The following is a 16,677-nucleotide window of genomic DNA, read 5'->3' on the forward strand; positions in this document are numbered from 1 at the left end:
GTCGGCCAGGGATCGCCGCGCGAGTATAGTTGCGCAGCCGGATGATCCGCATCATTTCCGCGTGAATGGGCACCGACTTGCCCCTTGCCCTCGCCCGCTCGGGCAATAAGGTGGGCGCGGGTACCGCAAGGGGGCGAGATGCGACAAGTGACGCTTGGAGGCGACGGCCCGGCCGTTTCGGTCTTCTGTCTCGGGACGATGACCTGGGGCACGCAGACGCCCGAGGCCGAGGCGCATGCGCAGATCGACGCGGCCGCCGCGCGCGGCGTGAATTTCATGGACACCGCCGAGATGTACCCGGTGAACCCCGTCCGCAAGGAGACTGTCGGGCGTACCGAGGAGATCATCGGCAACTGGATCGCCAAGGGCGGACGGCGCGCGGACTGGGTGATCGCGACCAAGATCGCGGGCGAGGGCTCGGTGGCGCGCGACCCGGGCGAGGTGATCGACGGACGGTCGATCCGCAAGGCGCTCGAACGTTCGTTGAAGCGGCTCAGAACGGATCACGTCGATCTCTATCAGTTCCACTGGCCCAATCGCGGCAGCTACATGTTCCGCAAGCACTGGCGCTACGATCCGTCGACTCAGGATCGCGAGGCGGTCATCGCCAACATGATCGACTGCCTCGAGACGCTGGCCGCACTGAAAGCGGAGGGCAAGATCCGCCATTGGGGCCTGTCGAACGAAAGTGCCTGGGGGATGGCGCAGTGGCTGCGCCTTGCCGATGCCGGGCACGGGCCGCGGCCCTTGTCGGTGCAAAACGAATATTCGCTGCTCTGCCGGCTCTACGACACGGACTTGGCCGAGCTTGGCCACAACGAGAAGGTCACGCTTCTTGCGTTCTCGCCGCTCGCGGCGGGGCTTCTGACGGGCAAGTACGCAGGCGACGTCGTTCCCGCCGGATCGCGGCGCGAGCACAATCCCGAACTCGGCGGCCGGATCACGGCGCGGGTCTGGGAAACGGTCTCGGCCTATCTCGGGATCGCGGGCGAGGCCGGGCTCGATCCGGCGCAGATGGCGCTCGCCTGGACGCTGACGCGGCCCTTCCCGGTGGTGCCGATCTTCGGGGCGACGACATTGGCGCAGCTGGAGCATGCGCTGGGCGCGGCCGATCTCAGCCTGTCGGGCGACGTGCTGGACGCGATCGCGGTGGCGCATAAGGCGCATCCGATGCCCTATTGAGCCCGCGGCTCGCGTGGCGCAGCGCCGAGGCGGTCGTCCCGAACCGGGAACGGAAGGCGCGCGCGAAGGCGGCCTGGCCGGAAAAGCCGGTGCGGAGCGCCACGTCCTGAAGAGGAAGCGCGCTGTCGGTGACCATCCGCCGCGCCTCGTCGAGCCTGAGGTCGAGGAAGAAGCGGCCGGGGCTGACGCCGATCCGGTCGGCGAACAGCATCTCGAGCCGGCGCTGCGAGAGGCCGAGCCGCTGAGCGATGGCGGCGACGGCGGGCGGGTCCTCGATCGCGTCTTCCATGAGCTGAACCGCCCGGCCGAGCGCGGGATGGAAGCGGGCGAGGCGGGCGGCCGAGACTGCCTGCTGGGGCACGGCGGCGGCGTGCAGCGGATCGTAGACGAAGGCGCCGGCGACGCGCAGCGCAAGCTCCGCGCCGTGGCGGGCACGGATCAGTTCGAGCATCATGTCGAGGCAGGGCGCCGCGCCGCCGGTCGTGACCATCGGGCCCGAGACGACATAGCGGTCTCGGCGCACGTCGATCGCGGGGAAGCGGTCGGCGAAGCTCTCTAGATCCTCCCAGTGCACGGTCGCGGCATGGCCGTCGAGGAGCCCCGCGAGGGCGAGAAACCAGGGCCCGCCGTCGATGCCGACCATCGCCCGGAGCCGGGGGGCGAGGCGCCTGAGCCGCGCGAGGAGCGGCGGCGTCGCCTGTTCGGCGAGCCGGAACCCCGCCACGATCATCAGGACGTCGGCGCGGGTGGCGTCGGTCAGGGGCTCGGTCGCGATCTCGAACCCGGCCGTGAGCGGCACCGGGCCGCCGTCGGCGGAGTGGTAAGCCCATGTGAAGAGCGTCCGCCCGGCGCGCCGGTTCGCGGCCCGCATCGGGTCCACCGAGGCCGCGAGCGACAGTGCGTTGGTGTCGGCCATCACGAGGATCGCGACGGATAACGGCTCGGGGCCCGGGGCGAAGACGGGGGGTTCGGGTTTCATCAAGGGTTTCGTAAATCGGCAAGCGCGGCGCGGCAAGCGCCTTGCCAGCGTTCGCCGCTTCGGCGAGGGTGGCGCGGCCCGCCCCCTCCCCTCGCGCGCGGAGACGACGATGCTGAAACGTGCCCTTCTGATCCTTCCGCTGCTCGCCGCCTGCGCCGCGCCGCCGGGGCCTTCGCTGCGCGACGCGGCCGCGCCGATTTCGTCAAACGCCGCCTTCGACGCGGGCCGCTTCGCCGATGTCTGGCATGTCGTGGCGACCTATGGCAGCGAGGCGCGGTGCGGTCCGCTGGCCGAGACATGGGTTGTCACCGGGCCGCGGCGCTACCAGGTGACGGGCACCGGTTGCGGACCGAATGGCGCGCGCGCCTTCGCGACCGAGGCGCGGGTCACCGGACCGGGGCGGATCGCGCGGACGGGACTGGCGGGGCCGGAAGAGTTTTGGGTGCTCTGGGTCGATGCCGATTACCGGATCGCGGTGATCGGCACGCCGTCGGGTCGCTTCGCGCGCGTGCTCTCGCGGAGCCCCGGCGCGCGGGGTGACCTGATGCAGGCCGCGCGCGATGTATTGCGGTTCAACGGCTACGATCCCGCCGGGTTGATCCCGATCTGAGCCGGCGGAAGGCCAGCTGATTCCTGTACGGGCCGAGCGCGGAGATCAGCATATGCCCTCAAGGTCCGGACCATCGCGTCCGGCGTTGCGAACCGGTGCCCCGCGCCCGACGCGGACGCCTGAAGGTCGCTTCAGGTGTTCAAGATGGCATGCAGGCGGTAAATCGCGCCCGGCTGTTTCGCGAGTTCGACCGGATCGGAAAGCTGGCTGCGCAGCTCCTTTATGACGGCTTCGCGGCGAACCAACTGGTCGATGTCGTCAGCCGAGCAGATAAGCGAGCCAACCGCCGCTTGGATTGATTGTTGCTGTTCAAGTCTCATGACTGGATACCCCACAAGCGTTCGATGAAATCAGATTGCCCAGAAACAATGGCGGCGAGAGGGCGGGATAGTGCCGATTCGAGTGTCTTTTGACGCTCAAATCTGGGCGGTTCGAAGGGTCGCGCAAGGTGTCGTCACCCACGAAGTCCGGCCTCGCCCGCCAATTCGTCAAGGACGGTCGCGAATTCGCGTGCGCCGGATTCGGCCTCTCGCACGAGCCAGTCGAAATGCGCGGTGAAGCCCGCCACGCGCGCCGTATCGCGGAAGGCGATGTAGTGGCGGCCCATGTAGAGAACGGCGAGGAGCGGGCCGAAGACGGTGATCGGGGCTGAAAAGACGCGCCGGGCGTCGAAGACGTAGATGCGCAGCGCCGGGTAGAGCTGTTCATAGAGCGCGCGGAGCCGCTCGATCTGCTCGGTGCGGACTTCGGCGGGCAGGCCGCGGTAATAGCCTTCCGCCCGGACGAAGGAATCGATTTCGTGCCGGGGCAGGGCGATCTCGTAGTCCGAGCCCGAGCGCCGCATCCAGTTCAGCCGGTCCTCCGAGGCGCCGATCGCCTGATCGGCGGTCCGGCCGAGCTGCGGTTCGTATTCCCACCGCAGCATCGTCTGTGTCTTCAGCATGTCGGGCAGGGTCGCGGGGACGTGGCGCACCTTGAAACCCGCCGCCTCCTTGTGCCAGCCGAATATCGTCTCGTCGATCAGCGCGCGCGGCGCCTCGGTCATGGTGAGCGATGTGGCGAGCAGGTCGGCAAGCCGTTCGGGCCGGTCGGTCAGCCCGAGGAGCCAGTCCGCCGAGACGTCGAGCGCGGCGGCGCATTCGGCCACGACCTGCGCGTTCGGAAGCCGTGCGCCCTGTCCGGACAGAAGTTGCGAGATGGTCGAACGGTCCACGCCAACGTCGCGCGCCAGTCCGCTTTGAGTCATGGATTTTTCGTCCATCGCCTGGGCGAGCCGGGCCCGGAAGAGGCTCGCACGGTCGCGTTTGTCGATATTTATGCTCATATGGTGAAAAATATCACATCACGCGAGTAAAGTTAACCATATTCCGAATTCGCAAACCGCCTTGCCCGGAGTTAGCTGGAGATGGGGAAGGAGCTTGAATGGACACTGGCAAGCGTACGATTCTAAAAGCAATTCTATGGAACACCCTGGGGCTCGCTATGATGTCCGTCGTGGGGTTCGTAATGACCGGATCCGTGTTTCTCGGCGGCACGATAGCGCTCACGAACACGATGATCGGGCTTTTGACCTACATCCTCTATGAGCGGATCTGGTCGCGCATCGCATGGGGCCGCCATGTCTGAGCGCGCGTGGGAAATCGAGTGGCCGACGCTGGGGCTGATCGCCGCCTGCTATCTCGTATGGGCGCTTGCGACGACGGTGATCGCGGCATTTTGGCTGCCGCTCGCGGCCGTGATTCTGACGCTGACGATCACGCTTCACAGCTCGCTTCAGCACGAGGTGCTGCACGGCCACCCGTTCCGGAGCCGCGCTTGGAACGAGGCGCTGGTCTTCCTACCGGTCGGGCTTTTCTTTCCTTATGGCCGGTTCCGCGACCTGCACCTCGCGCATCACCGGGACGAAAGCCTGACCGATCCCTATGACGACCCTGAATCGAACTACATGGACCCCGCCGACTGGGCGCGGATGCCGGGCTGGGCGCGCGCGCTCCGCAGGCTCAACAACACGCTCGCGGGTCGGATGCTGTTCGGGCCGGCAGTCTCGCTCTTTGCGGTTCTGAAGGCCGACACGAGGGCGATCCACGCCGGCGACCGGACCGTTGCGCGCGACTGGGCCCTGCATGGGGCGGGGCTCGTCCTCGTCGGGCTGTGGCTGTCGCAGGCGGCGATGCCGCTCTGGGTCTATGTCGCGGCGGCCTACGCGGGCTTTTCGATCCTGAAGATCCGCACCTTCCTCGAGCATCGCGCGCATGAGCGGGCGCGCGGGCGCAGCGTGATCGTCGAGGGCGGGCGGATCCTGCCGTTCCTGTTCCTCAACAACAACCTGCACGTCGTGCACCACTCGAAGCCCGGCGTGGCCTGGTACCGCCTGCCGAAGCTTTATTCGGAGAACCGCGACACTTATCTCAGGCGCAACGAGGGTTACTATTACACCTCCTACGCCGAGATCTTCCGCCGCTACTTCTTGCACGCGAAGGACCCGGTGCCGCATCCGCTGCGCCCGCCGCGCTGACCGCGCGGACTGAACGCGGTTTTCTCCGCTCTTTCCTCGAATTGGCGCGCGTGACAGAACGGGCCGATGAGTGCCTGGGTGATCCTGACGCTGACGGGGGCGGCCGTTCAGACCGTCCGCTTCATGCTGCAGAAGCAGCTGAAGGGCTTGGGACTGTCGACGGGCGGGGCGACGTTTTCGCGCTTTCTTTACGCCGCGCCGATCACGAGCGTTCTCGCCGCGATCGTCCTCTGGCGGCTGGGCGGGGGGCTGCCCGCGCCGGGCCCGGGCTTTTGGGGGTTCGTCGTGCTCGGCGGGATCGCGCAGATCGTGGCGACGTTCCTCACTGTCGCGCTCTTTTCCCTGCGCAACTTCGCCGTCGGCATCGCCTTCACCAAGACCGAGGTCGTGCAGGTCGCGGCGTTTTCGGCGGTTCTGCTTGCCGAGGCCGTGTCGCTTTACGGCTGGTTCGCAATCCTTCTGGGCTTCCTGGGCGTCGTGCTTTTGTCGAAGGGGCCCGAGCCTGGCGCGCGGAACTTCGGACGCCCGGCGCTATACGGAGTGGCGGCGGGGGCGCTCTTCGGGCTTTCGGCGATCGGCTACCGGGGCGCGACGCTCGCGCTCGAGCCCCTGCCGTTCTTCGCCCGCGCGCTCGTGGCACTCGCCGCCGCGACGGTGATCCAGACCGTCGTCATGGCGGTCTGGCTCGCTTGGCGCGAACCCGGCGAGCTGACCCGCGTCACCGCCGCATGGCGCAGGACGCTGCCCGTGGGCGTCACCGGCATGGCCGGCTCGCTCTGCTGGTTCGCGGCCTTCGCGCTTCAGAACGCCGCCTATGTCCGCGCGCTCGGGCAGGTGGAGATCGTCTTCACGATGCTCGCCTCGGTGCTTTTCTTTCGCGAACGGCTGCTACCGCGCGAAGGCGCGGGCATCCTTCTTGTCATTCTTTCGGTGGTGGCGATCGTGCTGGGCTTCGGCTAGGGGCCGCGGTTTAGACGAGGCGACGGAAGCGCGGCTCGGGTCCGGAATTGTCGAAGAATGGCACGCCATCTGGCGGCGGGCCGTCGCGGTCGAGACTGGCCGCGACCTCGGCCAGCACGACCTCGGTGATGAAAGGCAGGTCGAGCCGCCGCGCCTCGGCCAGCGGCACCCAGTGGAGGTGGCTGAGCTCGTCGGAAGCGCGCGAGAAGTCGTCAGGATCGCCCTTCAGCCGGCCGGCGTCGGCAAGGAAGAACCGCGCATCGAAGCGGCGCGGGCGGCCGGCCGGTGTGATCGCGCGGAAGACGAAGGTGAGGCCCGATGCCGTCGGACGGTGCCCGGTTCCGGCGAAGTCGCGCCAGTCCTCGGGCGGCTCGGTGTCCCAGCGTCCGGGATGGCCGAGGATGAGGCCGGTTTCCTCCCAGAGTTCGCGCGCCGCGCTTGCGGCAAGCGCGCGCGACAGTTCCGGCGGGGCTTCAATCACCAGACGGGCCTCGCAGGTCGCGCCGAACCCCTCTGCGAGCGGCACTGTGGCGTCGTCCGGATCGACCGCGCCGCCGGGAAAGACGTACTTGTTGGGCATGAAGACCGCGCCCGCGCCGCGCTGGCCCATGAGGACGGCGGGCTCCGCCCGGCCCCGGCGCAGGAGGATCACCGTCGCCGCGTCGCGGATCGGCGCGGCGTCAGGCACGCTCATGCGGTGCGGCCCCGAAACCGTGCATGCGCTTGGCCCATTGGATCGCCACCATCAGCCCCTTCATCCGTGGAAGCAGGTAGAGCGACAGCGCCACGCAGCCCATGGCGAAGACCCCCGACAGCACCAGCGGATCGGGCCGGTAATGGATGAAGGCCCAGAGGATCAGCGGCGCCATCAGGTGACCGACGATCAGGATCGTGAGATAGGCGGGCCCGTCATCGGCGCGCTGGTGGTGGAGCGCCTCGCCGCACGACGGGCAGGTGTCGCGGACCTTGAGATAGCCGGTCAGCAGCCGCCCCTCGCCGCAGGCCGGGCAGCGCAAACGCAATCCGTTCAGCAGTGCGGGCTTCAGCGGGCGGTCGTCATGGACGGGTCGGGATGCGATGTCGGTCATGGGCGTCTCCTCGTGGCGGTACGTGTAGCACCGATGGCCCCCTTCGCGAAGGGGAGGGCATGCCCGCCGCGCGAAAAAGTCGCGCCGGCGGCGACGGAATAGCGGTCCGGCGGCGTGTGATGGTCAGACGGCGGGCGGTTCCCGTCGGGCAGATACGTAGAAAGGAATTTGGACATGACGAGGAAACCTGTTCTTGCCGCGATGGTTCTGGCGCTAGCCGGTGCGGCGGTCGTCCCTGCGGCGCTTAGCGCTCAGGATCAGGACGGCACCGGCATGATGCGCGGCGGGCCCGGATTCGACTTTTCCGAGGTCGACGCTGATGGCGATGGCAAGGTGACGGAGGCCGAACTCAACGCCTGGCGCGCAGGCCGCGTCAGCGAACTCGACTCGGACGGCGACGGGCTGGTCTCGGCCGAGGAGCTGACCGCGCGGATGATGGCGCGGGCCGAGGAGCGTATCTCCGCGCGGGTCGGGCGTCAGATGGCGGCGCGCGACAGCGATGGAGACGGCAAACTGTCGGCGGCCGAGATGATGGCCGCGCCGGTTCCGGCGCGCCTTTTCGAGCGCGCCGATGCCGATGGCGACGGCGCGGTGACCGAGGACGAGATCGCCGAACTGCGCGAGGAAATGGCCAAGTGGATGCGCGACGCGCGGGGTCGCGGTCACGGTCGGGGCGATCACGGTATGCGGGGCGATCATGGAATGCGCGGCGGCCATTCCTTCTGGGGCGACTGGGACGAGTGACCGGTCGCTGACGACGCGGCGGGGCGGGGCGACCCGTCCCGGCCCTTCGCGGCAATTGCCCGGCGGGGTGATTGCGGATACGGCTTGGAGCGATGATGGCATTCGACGCCGAGAGCGGGCGCACGGACGAGGCGCTTCTGGCGCTTTACGCGCGGGGCGACCGCGAGGCGGCGCACCTCCTGACGGCGCGGCTCGCGCCCATGGCGTTTCGCGTCGCGAGCCGCATGCTGCGCGACCCGGCCGAGGCCGAGGACATCGCGCAGGAGGCGATGCTGAGGTTGTGGCGCGCAGCGCCCGACTGGCAGGAGCGCGGCGCGAAGGTCTCGACTTGGCTCTACCGGGTCGTGTCGAACCTCGCGACCGACAGGCTGAGGCGGCGACGGAGCGTGCCGCTCGACGCCGCGCCCGAGCCCGAGGACGGGAGGCCTGGTGCGGTCCAGGGGCTGATCGAGCGGGACCGGGCGGCGGCGCTCGAGGCGGCGCTGCAGGATTTGCCCGAGCGGCAGCGGCAGGCGGTCGTGCTGCGGCATCTGGAGGGGCTTGGCAATCCCGAGATTGCCGAGATCATGGACGTGGGCGTCGAGGCGGTCGAAAGCCTTGTCGCGCGGGGCAAGAGAGGACTCGCCGCGGCGCTTGCCGGGCGACGGGAAGAACTGGGATATGACGATGCGTGAACAAAATCCCGACGACGACAGGCTGGAGGCGTTCTTCGAGGCGGCACGGAAGCGCGCGCCCGAAGCCTCCGACGCTTTGATGGCGCGGGTCGCGGCCGACGCCGTCCGCGAAATGCCCCGCGCGCGGCCGGCCGGGCCGTCGCTCAGGTCGCGGTTTCTGGACGTGATCGGCGGCTGGCAGGGGATCGGCGGGCTTATGACCGCGACGGCGGCGGGGCTCTGGATTGGCTATGCAGGGCTCGCCGATCCGGCCGGGCTGGTAACCGACACCTGGTCGGATGCGGCGGAAAGGGTCGAGCTGATGCCGGGCGCCGAGGTGTTCGCGATGGCCGCGACGGAGGGGAACTGAGATGGCGAAGACTGAAGGGCAAGGACCGCGGATGCGGGCATCGGTGAAATGGCTGCTGATCCTGTCGCTCGGCCTCAACCTCTTCGTCGTGGCCAGCGTGGCCGGCCGGGCGCTGGGGCCGCATGGCCGGCATGACCACCGGCGCGGGCCGGATGTGGGGTTCGGCGCCTATACCGAGGCGCTGTCGTGGCGCGACCGGTCGGCGCTGCGCGACGCGTTCCTGAAGGCGGCGCCCGATTATCGCGAGCGGCGCGAGGAGATGCGGGCCGATCTGGGCCGCATCGTCGCGGCGCTGAGGGCCGAACCTTGGGACCAGGCGACGGTCGAGGCGATCATCGCGGCTCAGGGCGCGCGCGCGGCCGAGCGGCTGGATCTCGGGCGGAGGCTCTTCGCCGAACATCTGGCCGGCATGTCGCCAGACGAGCGGCACGCCTTCGCCGAGCGGATCGAGGAGGCGCTGGAGAACCGCCGGCGCTGACCGCCCGGCCTCAGGCGGCGGTGCGGCCCACGGTTACCTGATTCCGGCCTTCCGACTTGGAGCCCAAGAGCGCCCGGTCGGCGAGCCCGATCAGGTCCCCGACCGGCAGCGCGCCCACCCCGTCGCCGAGCGCGAGGCCGATCGACAGCGTGACCGGGACGTTGCCGCCGCCTCCGGGCAGGGCCACCGGCGCGTCGCCGACCACCCGGCGCAGGCGTTCGGCCGTCGCGTGGGCGGCGTTCAGACTGGTATCGGGCAGGGCGACGAGGAATTCCTCGCCTCCGATCCGGGCCAGCAGGTCGACGGCCCGGAGGTTGGATTTCAGCCGTTCGGCGATCTCCACGAGGACGGCGTCACCCGCGGCGTGGCCGTAGGTGTCGTTGACCGATTTGAAGCGGTCGAGGTCCATCACCATGACGGCGAACATGCGCCCGGATTCGCGCGCGCGCTCGGCAATCCGTGCGAGATGCGGCAGCGCGTAGCGGCGGTTGTGAAGCCCGGTCAGCGGGTCGGTCATCGCGAGCCTCAGCCCGTCGGCGACCGAGGCGCGCAACCGGTCGGACTGGCGCTTGCGGGCGATCTGGGTGCGGATCCGGTGCGCCATCTCGGCCGGGTCGGCATCGGCTTCGATCAAGTCGTTTGCGCCGAGATCGAGCGCGACTGCGGCGGTTTCGCGCGCCTCGGGGGGCAGCATCACGCAGACGGCGGAATGCCGCGTCACCGCGCGCGAACGGAGTTCGGACATGAGCCGCAGCCCGTCGCCCGGGCGCACCAGATCGGCCTCGACCACGAAGACGTCGGGCACGTCGGGCGGCTCCATATCCGCCAGCGCGCCATGGCGGTCGAGAGTGATCAGCCGGTCGGAAAGATGGGGCTGAAGCTCGCGCTTCCAGGCAAGAGCGGTATCGACGCGGCCGGCCACGAGACCGACGAGGGCGGGCGTCTCGAACCGATCGGCCCCTTCCGCGAAGCCGAGCGCGCGGTAGGTGCTGTCCCTGAGCCCGAGCTGCGCGGCCGTTTCGCGGGCCCGGAGGAGGCTGCGGAGACGCGCGAGCAGAACGACCTCGTCGAGGGGTTTCCAGAACACTTCCTCGGCGCCGGCGTGCAGCGCCTCCATCTTGCGGGCGGCGTCGTGGAAGGCGGTGATCATGACGACGGGAATGTCGCGCGTCTGCGGATCGGCCTTCAGCCGTTCGCAGACTTCGATCCCGCCCATGTCCTTCAGTTCGATGTCGAGCAGGACAAGATCGGGGCGCATCTCGCGCGCGAGCGCCAAGGCCTCCGCGCCGTCGGACGCCTGCACGGTTTCGTAATGCGCGGTTGCGAGCTTCACCTTCAGCACGATGCGATTCGTCGCAACGTCATCGACGATGAGGATTCTGCCGGTCACCTTGGACCCCGTTCGCTTTACTTGTACGTCCCTTGCGCTCATCATCCGTTCGCAATGGTTAAGAAATGCTTTCCGCGCGGGTAACGAATGCGAAAGAACATGGGCTTCGGGCGGGAATTCGCCGACACGGTGGCGCTGAAGGCGCTGGGATGGCTCGTGGCACAGGAGGAGATATTGCCGGTCTTCCTCGGCGCGAGCGGCACGGCGCCGGCGGAGTTGCGCGAACGGGCGGGCGAGCCCGACTTTCTGTTGTCAGTACTTGATTTCATCGTGATGGACGACGCCTGGGTGACGGCGTTCTGCGATGCCGCGGGGCTGGACTATTCCGCCCCGATGACCGCGCGGGCGGCGCTTCCAGGCGGCGGCGACATGAGCTGGACCTGAACCGGCGAGGCGCGGCGCGCTTGCCTTGGCGCCTCTGCTCGGTCAGGTTCGGCGCGCGGGGAGGGAGGACCCCGAAAGGACTCATGAACGGCATTCACGGTCTCGTCTTCGACAAGGACGGCACGCTATTCGACTTCCGCGCCACCTGGGGCGGCTGGTCGCGGCGCATGCTGGAAGAGCTGTCCGGCGGGTCCGACGGGCTGGTCAGAACGCTCGGGGAGGCGATCGGCTACGACCTCGAGACGGGCAGCTTCGCGCCGGACAGCCCCATCATCGCCCATACCGCGCCCGAGATCGCCGCGCATCTTTTGCCGCACCTGCCGGGGGCTGACGGCGCGGTGCTCGTCGCGCGGATGAACGCGCTTGCGGGCGAGACGGATCTCGTGCCCGCCGCGCCGCTCGTGCCGCTCTTCGAGGCGCTGACGGAACGCGGGCTGAGGCTTGGCCTTGCCACGAACGATTCGGCGGCGCCCGCCGCGGCCCATCTCAGGATGGCCGGGATCGCGCAGTTCTTCCATTTCATCGCGGGCTTCGACAGCGGCCATGGCGCCAAGCCCGATCCCGGCCCGCTTCTGGCCTTCGCCGAGGCCACGGGCCTTGACCCGGCGCGCGTCGCCATGGTGGGCGACAGCCGCCATGACCTCGTCGCCGGCCGCGCGGCGGGGATGCGCACCGTCGCCGTCCTGACCGGGATCGCCGAGGCTGACGAACTCGCGCCCTTTGCCGATGTCGTCTTGCCGGATATCGGCCATCTGCCGGGCTGGATCGACACGCAGGAGATGGCCGAGACCTGAGGCACTGCCGAAAAACGACGCTATCACGTCGCGGAAGGCGGGGATTCGAAGCCCCTTGGCCCCGATGCTGACACCGACCGGCAACGGAGGACGGGCATGTCGAGCGAAATGAGACGCAAGCGCGCTGGCGGACGGGCGGGCCATGCGGAACGCGCGGGCGTCAGGGCCATCGACCAGATGTCGTGGCGCATTCCGGTCAATCCCGACCGGCCGGTCGAGCCCCTGGGCCCGGACGGCGTGGAGGCGATCCACAAGGGCGCGATGCGCATCCTGAAGGATATCGGCATCCGGTTTCTGAACGACGAGGCGCTGGAGATCTTCAGGAAAGCCGGCTGCAAGGTCGAGGGCGACACCGTCCGAATGGACGAGGATTTCGTGATGGAGATGGTCGCGCGCGCGCCGTCCGAGTTCACTGTCACGCCGCGCAACGCCGACCGCGCGCTGCCTTTCGGCGGCAAGCACATCTTGTTCGGCAACGTCTCGTCGCCGCCAAACTACTGGGATCTGGAGCGGGGCAAGGTGTCCGGCTTCATGGACGGGTTCCGCGACTTCATCAAGCTCACGCAATACTTCAACTGCATCCATTTCGCGGGCGGCTATCCGGTCGAGCCGGTGGATATCCACGCCTCGATCCGCCACCTCGACTGCCTATTCGAGAAGCTGACGCTGACCGACAAGGTCTGCCATGCCTATGCCTTGGGCCGCGAGCGGGTCGAGGACGGGATGGAGATGGTGCGCATCGCGGGCGGGCTCACGCCCGAGGCGTTCCGCGCCGCCCCGCACATGTACACCAACATCAACTCGGTCTCGCCCCTGAAGCACGACTTTCCGATGATCGACGGGGCCTTGCGGCTTGTCCGGAACGGGCAGGCGGTGATCGTCACACCCTTCACGCTGGCCGGTGCGATGGCGCCGGTAACGATGTCAGGTGCCGTGACGCTGTCGATCGCCGAGGCGCTGGCCGCGATCGTGCTTCTGCAACATGCCGCACCCGGCGCGCCGGTGGGAATCGGCACCTTCACCTCGAATGTCGACATGAAGTCGGGCGCGCCTGCCTTCGGGACGCCGGAATACATGCGCGCGACGCAGATGACCGGCCAGATGGCGCGGTTCTACAAGCTGCCCTTGCGCTCCTCGGGCGTCTGCGCGGCCAACGTGCCGGACGGGCAGGCGATGTGGGAGACATGCAACTCGCTCTGGGCGGCGATGCAGTCGGGCACGAACATGGTCTATCACGCGGCCGGTTGGCTCGAGGGCGGGCTGATCGCGAGCCCGGAGAAGTTCGTCATGGACTGCGAGGTCCTGCAGATGTTGCAGCGCTACATGGAGCCTGTGATCTGGGAGACGGGTCCAGACGAGATCGCGATCGACACGATCGCCGAAGTGGGGGCCGAGGGCCACTATTTCGGCTGCCAGCACACGCAGGACCGCTACACGACCGCCTTCTACCAGCCCATTGCCTCTGATTGGCGCAACTTCGAGGCCTGGCAAATCGACGGATCGGTCTGGACGGCGGAGCGGGCGCACCGGATCTTCAAGGCAATCATCGCCGAATTCGAGGCGCCGCCAATGGATGAGGCTATCCGCGAGGAATTGAAATCCTTCGTCGAGCGGCGCAAGGCCGAGGGCGGCGCGCCCACCGATTTCTGATCCCGTTCAGCGGCATGCGCGGGCGGGCCCGCGCACGCGGCTTTCCTCTCGCGGCCTTCGCGGGACGCGAAGCCCGCTCGGGTCTTGCGTCGTGACAGCGAAACCTTCGTCACTCCGAACCGGATCGGTGACGCGCAGCCCGCGTGGCTTTGCCGTTTCTTAACCGGCGCGGGCATAGCCTCTCCCGGACAGAAGAGGGGCGGAGCATGCACGGTCTCGTCAACCGGTCGATCCAGAGTTTCCTGCGCGAAACCTATGGGGCGGAGACCTGGGCCGCAGTCGCGGCGCAGGTCGGAGTCGGGGCGGAAGGATTCGAAGCGCTTCTAAGCTATGACGACGCGCTGACCGATGCGGTGATCGACGCTGCCTCCGCAGTGCTCGACAAGCCGCGGGAGGCGCTTCTGGAGGATGTCGGGATCTACCTCGTCGGGCTCGAGCCGCTGCGCCGTCTGCTGCGCTTCGGCGGTGTGGACTATGTCGAATTCCTGCATTCGCTCGATGAGTTGCCCGAGCGCGTTCATCTTGCCGTGCCCGATCTGGAGATGCCCGATCTTGCGCTCATCGCCTCCGGCCCGGGGCGCTACGTGCTTCTCTGCCGCGGCGCGCATCCCGGCTTCGGCCCGGTATTTGCCGGCATCCTCGGGGCGATGGCGGATGACTACGGGGCGCTCGTTCTGATCGAGGCGGGCGGGCCGGACATCGATCCGGATACGGTGTATGTCGAGCTTCTGGAGGCGCAGTTCGCCTCGGGCCGCCGCTTCGACCTCGCCCGGCCGGAGCTGCCGTGATGGATGGCGGCGCCGCTTGCTCCGATCCCGCGCTCTTGAACGCGGCGGCGCTCGGGCGGCTGATGCCGTTGAGTGTCTGGGTGGCGCCGACCGGGCATATTCGCGCGGTCGGGCCGACACTTGCAAAACTTTGTACGGGGCAGCGGCTCGAGGAGCGGCGCTTTCTCGAAGTGTTCGAGATTCGCAAGCCGCAGACCGCCCAGTCGATGGAGGATGTCCGGCGGCTGGTCGGTCGGCGTCTCGACCTGAAGCTGCGCGAGGCACCCCGCACGGGGCTGCGTGGGCTTTGCGTGGCGCTGGCGGACGGACAGGGCTTTGTCGTAAATCTCTCGTTCGGGATTTCCGCCGCCGAGGCGGTCAGCAAGCACGGGCTCACGAACGCCGATTTCGCGCCGACCGACCTGACGGTAGAGCTGCTCTATCTGACCGAGGTCAAGGCCGCCGTGATGGAGGAGCTCGCCGCGCTGAACCGGCGGCTTCAGGCGGCGCAGCGCGCGGCCGAGGAGCAGGCGCTGACCGACGCGCTGACCGGGCTCGCCAACCGCCGTGCGCTGGACCTCTCGCTTGCCGCCGCGATCGACCGGGCAGGGCGAGGCGGGGCACCCTTCGCGCTGGTGCATCTCGACCTCGATCACTTCAAGGCCGTGAACGACACGCTCGGTCACGCGGCGGGCGACCTCGTGCTCGGCCATGTCGCGCGGGTCCTGCGCGGCGTGGTGCGCAAGCACGATTTCGTGGCGCGCGCCGGCGGGGACGAGTTCGTGCTTATTCTCGCCGCGCCGGTCGAATCCATGCTGCTCGAGCGGATCGCGGCCCGGATGATCGCCGGGATCGAGGAGCCGGTCGAATTCGAGGGCAAGCCGTGCCGGATCTCGTGCAGCGTCGGCGGCACGATTTCCGACCTTTACGATGTCCCCGACGCCGACCGTATGCTGAGCGACGCGGACACCGCGCTTTACGTCTCCAAGCGGCAGGGGCGTGCACGGTCAACGATCTACGCGCCGGGACTCTCGGTGCCGGAGGACGGCGCGCCAGCAACCGACAGCGTGCGGCGCTGAACGCCCGGCGCGGCGAAGTGGTCGGGGCCCGAACCTTCGGGACGAGGACGAACTAGTCGGTGCGCGCGGCACGTTTGGCCGCCGCGACGGCCTTGCCGGCGTCGAAGGCCGCGCGGCGCGCGATGATGTCCTCGGGCGTCAACCGGGCCGCGTTGCAGTAGCTGGCCTTCCAGGCGGGATCGCCCGTCCATCGCAGAGGCGATCGGACGGTCGTGCACGGGCCGCGCGCGCCGTCGAGCAGGTCGAGCGCGAGGCCGAGCGTTTCGTCCTGAGAAGCGACATCGTGCGGCCGGCCGGCGGAATTGCCAAGCGGGAAGTCGCTGAACAGAAATCTGGCCACGCCCACCCGCTCGACGATGTCGAGCGCGCATCCCATCACCACAGCCGCGATCCCCGCCTCTTCGAGCGCCCGCGCCGCGAGCGCCACGGATTGGTGGCAAACGGGGCAATTCGGGACGAGAAGTGTTGCGTCGACGCCGTCCGCGCGGCACATCGCAACGAGCGCGGGGCAATCGACATCCATGGTGGTGGACTGCGACCGGTTCGTGGGCAGGCCGTAGAATCGCGGCCCGACGCGACCGATCCGGCCAGCCGCGGCGGCGCGCGCGAGGGCCGCGAGCGGAAAGTAGGTCCCGATGTCCTCCGCCGTCGTGTGATCGCGGTCGATCGCGACATGGGAGATGTGCAGATCGGGCATGGACGCGGTAGGGCCCGCATAGGCTTCGTAGAATTTCGCTGCCGCGTTATAGGCCGCGGCAGTGGTGATGATGGCGACGGTCGCGTCAAACAGGGGCCGTGGCAGCGGCGCAAAGGGAACTTCTTCTAAGCGCGCCCAGCGATAGGGAGCGCCGTAGCCGAGCGCGAGGTAGTAGTCGCGGGTCCGGTCGATGTAGCGGATCGGGTCGTCGGATGCGCGCGCCATCGGTTCCTCCGTATCGCCTGCTGCGATCGGTTTCTCGGCGTGAGCATCGTCGCCAGGTTCCGCGCAGCAGCCTCGTATTGTGCCCTGCGGTGTCGCCATGAGCAAATGCCAA

General features: G+C 68.5%; 21 protein-coding genes. 14 read left to right on the plus strand and 7 right to left on the minus strand.

Features of this window, described 5'->3' with window-relative positions:
• Positions 1–138 precede the first annotated feature (138 nt).
• Entirely contained in the window at positions 139–1,182 is a 1,044-nt protein-coding gene (locus DEA8626_RS03360) for an aldo/keto reductase (protein WP_108851642.1), read from the plus strand.
• On the opposite strand, the gene DEA8626_RS03365 is transcribed toward DEA8626_RS03360, so the two are convergent.
• Entirely contained in the window at positions 1,115–2,161 is a 1,047-nt protein-coding gene (locus DEA8626_RS03365) for a GlxA family transcriptional regulator (RefSeq protein ID WP_108851643.1), read from the minus strand. The two genes, DEA8626_RS03360 and DEA8626_RS03365, sit on opposite strands and share 68 nt — an antisense overlap.
• Positions 2,162–2,270: 109 nt before the next feature.
• Between DEA8626_RS03365 and DEA8626_RS03370 the strand changes: the two genes are divergently transcribed.
• Positions 2,271–2,771 carry a lipocalin family protein gene (locus DEA8626_RS03370; RefSeq protein ID WP_108851644.1) on the plus strand — a complete coding sequence of 167 codons (501 nt, stop codon included), beginning with the start codon at positions 2,271–2,273 and terminating at the stop codon, positions 2,769–2,771.
• A gap of 131 nt (positions 2,772–2,902) precedes the next feature.
• Here the strand turns inward: DEA8626_RS03370 and DEA8626_RS03375 are convergent, their stop codons facing one another.
• Positions 2,903–3,091, minus strand: coding sequence for a hypothetical protein (locus DEA8626_RS03375; RefSeq protein WP_108851645.1), 189 nt, complete (start codon positions 3,089–3,091; stop codon positions 2,903–2,905).
• A gap of 134 nt (positions 3,092–3,225) precedes the next feature.
• The gene (locus DEA8626_RS03380) at positions 3,226–4,095 is read right to left on the minus strand and encodes a helix-turn-helix domain-containing protein (RefSeq protein WP_108851646.1); all 870 of its coding nucleotides are present in this window, start codon (positions 4,093–4,095) and stop codon (positions 3,226–3,228) included.
• A 98-nt stretch (positions 4,096–4,193) separates the two neighbouring features.
• Between DEA8626_RS03380 and DEA8626_RS03385 the strand changes: the two genes are divergently transcribed.
• The 3 genes from DEA8626_RS03385 to DEA8626_RS03395 all read left to right on the plus strand — a co-directional run bounded on the left by DEA8626_RS03385 (position 4,194) and on the right by DEA8626_RS03395 (position 6,246).
• Positions 4,194–4,397 (plus strand): DUF2061 domain-containing protein, encoded by a 204-nt coding sequence (locus tag DEA8626_RS03385; RefSeq protein ID WP_108851647.1) that lies wholly within the window; start codon positions 4,194–4,196, stop codon positions 4,395–4,397.
• On the plus strand, positions 4,390–5,286 hold the full coding sequence (locus DEA8626_RS03390; RefSeq protein WP_108851648.1) for a fatty acid desaturase: 897 nt from the start codon (positions 4,390–4,392) through the stop codon (positions 5,284–5,286). The genes DEA8626_RS03385 and DEA8626_RS03390 overlap by 8 nt, the downstream gene beginning before the upstream one ends.
• A 66-nt stretch (positions 5,287–5,352) precedes the next feature.
• On the plus strand, positions 5,353–6,246 hold the full coding sequence (locus DEA8626_RS03395; RefSeq protein WP_108851649.1) for an EamA family transporter: 894 nt from the start codon (positions 5,353–5,355) through the stop codon (positions 6,244–6,246).
• A gap of 10 nt (positions 6,247–6,256) precedes the next feature.
• Here DEA8626_RS03395 and DEA8626_RS03400 read toward each other — a convergent pair whose 3' ends face one another.
• Positions 6,257–6,940 carry an NUDIX hydrolase gene (locus DEA8626_RS03400; protein WP_108851650.1) on the minus strand — a complete coding sequence of 228 codons (684 nt, stop codon included), beginning with the start codon at positions 6,938–6,940 and terminating at the stop codon, positions 6,257–6,259.
• The gene (locus tag DEA8626_RS03405) at positions 6,927–7,334 is read right to left on the minus strand and encodes a DUF983 domain-containing protein (RefSeq protein WP_108851651.1); all 408 of its coding nucleotides are present in this window, start codon (positions 7,332–7,334) and stop codon (positions 6,927–6,929) included. The genes DEA8626_RS03400 and DEA8626_RS03405 overlap by 14 nt, the downstream gene beginning before the upstream one ends.
• 174 nt (positions 7,335–7,508) lie before the next feature.
• On the opposite strand from DEA8626_RS03405, the gene DEA8626_RS03410 reads away from it, so the two are divergent.
• The 4 genes from DEA8626_RS03410 (at position 7,509) to DEA8626_RS03425 (ending at position 9,579) form a co-directional block, all read left to right on the plus strand.
• Positions 7,509–8,078: an EF-hand domain-containing protein gene (locus DEA8626_RS03410; RefSeq protein WP_245890733.1), complete on the plus strand. Its 570-nt coding sequence runs from the start codon at positions 7,509–7,511 to the stop codon at positions 8,076–8,078.
• Between the two features lie 95 nt (positions 8,079–8,173).
• Positions 8,174–8,752 (plus strand): RNA polymerase sigma factor, encoded by a 579-nt coding sequence (locus DEA8626_RS03415; RefSeq protein ID WP_108853299.1) that lies wholly within the window; start codon positions 8,174–8,176, stop codon positions 8,750–8,752.
• Entirely contained in the window at positions 8,745–9,101 is a 357-nt protein-coding gene (locus tag DEA8626_RS03420) for a hypothetical protein (RefSeq protein ID WP_146188827.1), read from the plus strand. Before DEA8626_RS03415 ends, DEA8626_RS03420 begins: the two co-directional genes overlap by 8 nt.
• Before the next feature lies 1 nt (position 9,102).
• Complete coding sequence (locus tag DEA8626_RS03425) at positions 9,103–9,579, plus strand: periplasmic heavy metal sensor (RefSeq protein ID WP_108851653.1); 477 nt, start codon at positions 9,103–9,105, stop codon at positions 9,577–9,579.
• Between the two features lie 10 nt (positions 9,580–9,589).
• Here the strand turns inward: DEA8626_RS03425 and DEA8626_RS03430 are convergent, their stop codons facing one another.
• Positions 9,590–10,969: a diguanylate cyclase gene (locus DEA8626_RS03430; protein ID WP_108853300.1), complete on the minus strand. Its 1,380-nt coding sequence runs from the start codon at positions 10,967–10,969 to the stop codon at positions 9,590–9,592.
• An 87-nt stretch (positions 10,970–11,056) separates the two neighbouring features.
• On the opposite strand from DEA8626_RS03430, the gene DEA8626_RS03435 reads away from it, so the two are divergent.
• The 5 genes from DEA8626_RS03435 (at position 11,057) to DEA8626_RS03455 (ending at position 15,643) form a co-directional block, all read left to right on the plus strand.
• Positions 11,057–11,353: a DUF3572 domain-containing protein gene (locus DEA8626_RS03435; protein WP_245890739.1), complete on the plus strand. Its 297-nt coding sequence runs from the start codon at positions 11,057–11,059 to the stop codon at positions 11,351–11,353.
• Between the two features lie 83 nt (positions 11,354–11,436).
• The gene (locus tag DEA8626_RS03440) at positions 11,437–12,147 is read left to right on the plus strand and encodes an HAD family hydrolase (protein ID WP_108851655.1); all 711 of its coding nucleotides are present in this window, start codon (positions 11,437–11,439) and stop codon (positions 12,145–12,147) included.
• Between the two features lie 96 nt (positions 12,148–12,243).
• Positions 12,244–13,797: a trimethylamine methyltransferase family protein gene (locus tag DEA8626_RS03445; RefSeq protein WP_108851656.1), complete on the plus strand. Its 1,554-nt coding sequence runs from the start codon at positions 12,244–12,246 to the stop codon at positions 13,795–13,797.
• A gap of 206 nt (positions 13,798–14,003) precedes the next feature.
• Positions 14,004–14,585: a heme NO-binding domain-containing protein gene (locus DEA8626_RS03450; protein ID WP_108851657.1), complete on the plus strand. Its 582-nt coding sequence runs from the start codon at positions 14,004–14,006 to the stop codon at positions 14,583–14,585.
• Positions 14,585–15,643 carry a GGDEF domain-containing protein gene (locus DEA8626_RS03455; RefSeq protein ID WP_108851658.1) on the plus strand — a complete coding sequence of 353 codons (1,059 nt, stop codon included), beginning with the start codon at positions 14,585–14,587 and terminating at the stop codon, positions 15,641–15,643. The genes DEA8626_RS03450 and DEA8626_RS03455 overlap by 1 nt, the downstream gene beginning before the upstream one ends.
• 52 nt (positions 15,644–15,695) lie before the next feature.
• On the opposite strand, the gene DEA8626_RS03460 is transcribed toward DEA8626_RS03455, so the two are convergent.
• Positions 15,696–16,565 (minus strand): glycine reductase, encoded by an 870-nt coding sequence (locus DEA8626_RS03460; protein WP_108851659.1) that lies wholly within the window; start codon positions 16,563–16,565, stop codon positions 15,696–15,698.
• Between the last annotated feature and the right edge of the window lie 112 nt (positions 16,566–16,677).

The organism is Defluviimonas aquaemixtae (assembly GCF_900302475.1).
Classification (GTDB): Bacteria; Pseudomonadota; Alphaproteobacteria; order Rhodobacterales; family Rhodobacteraceae; genus Albidovulum; species Albidovulum aquaemixtae.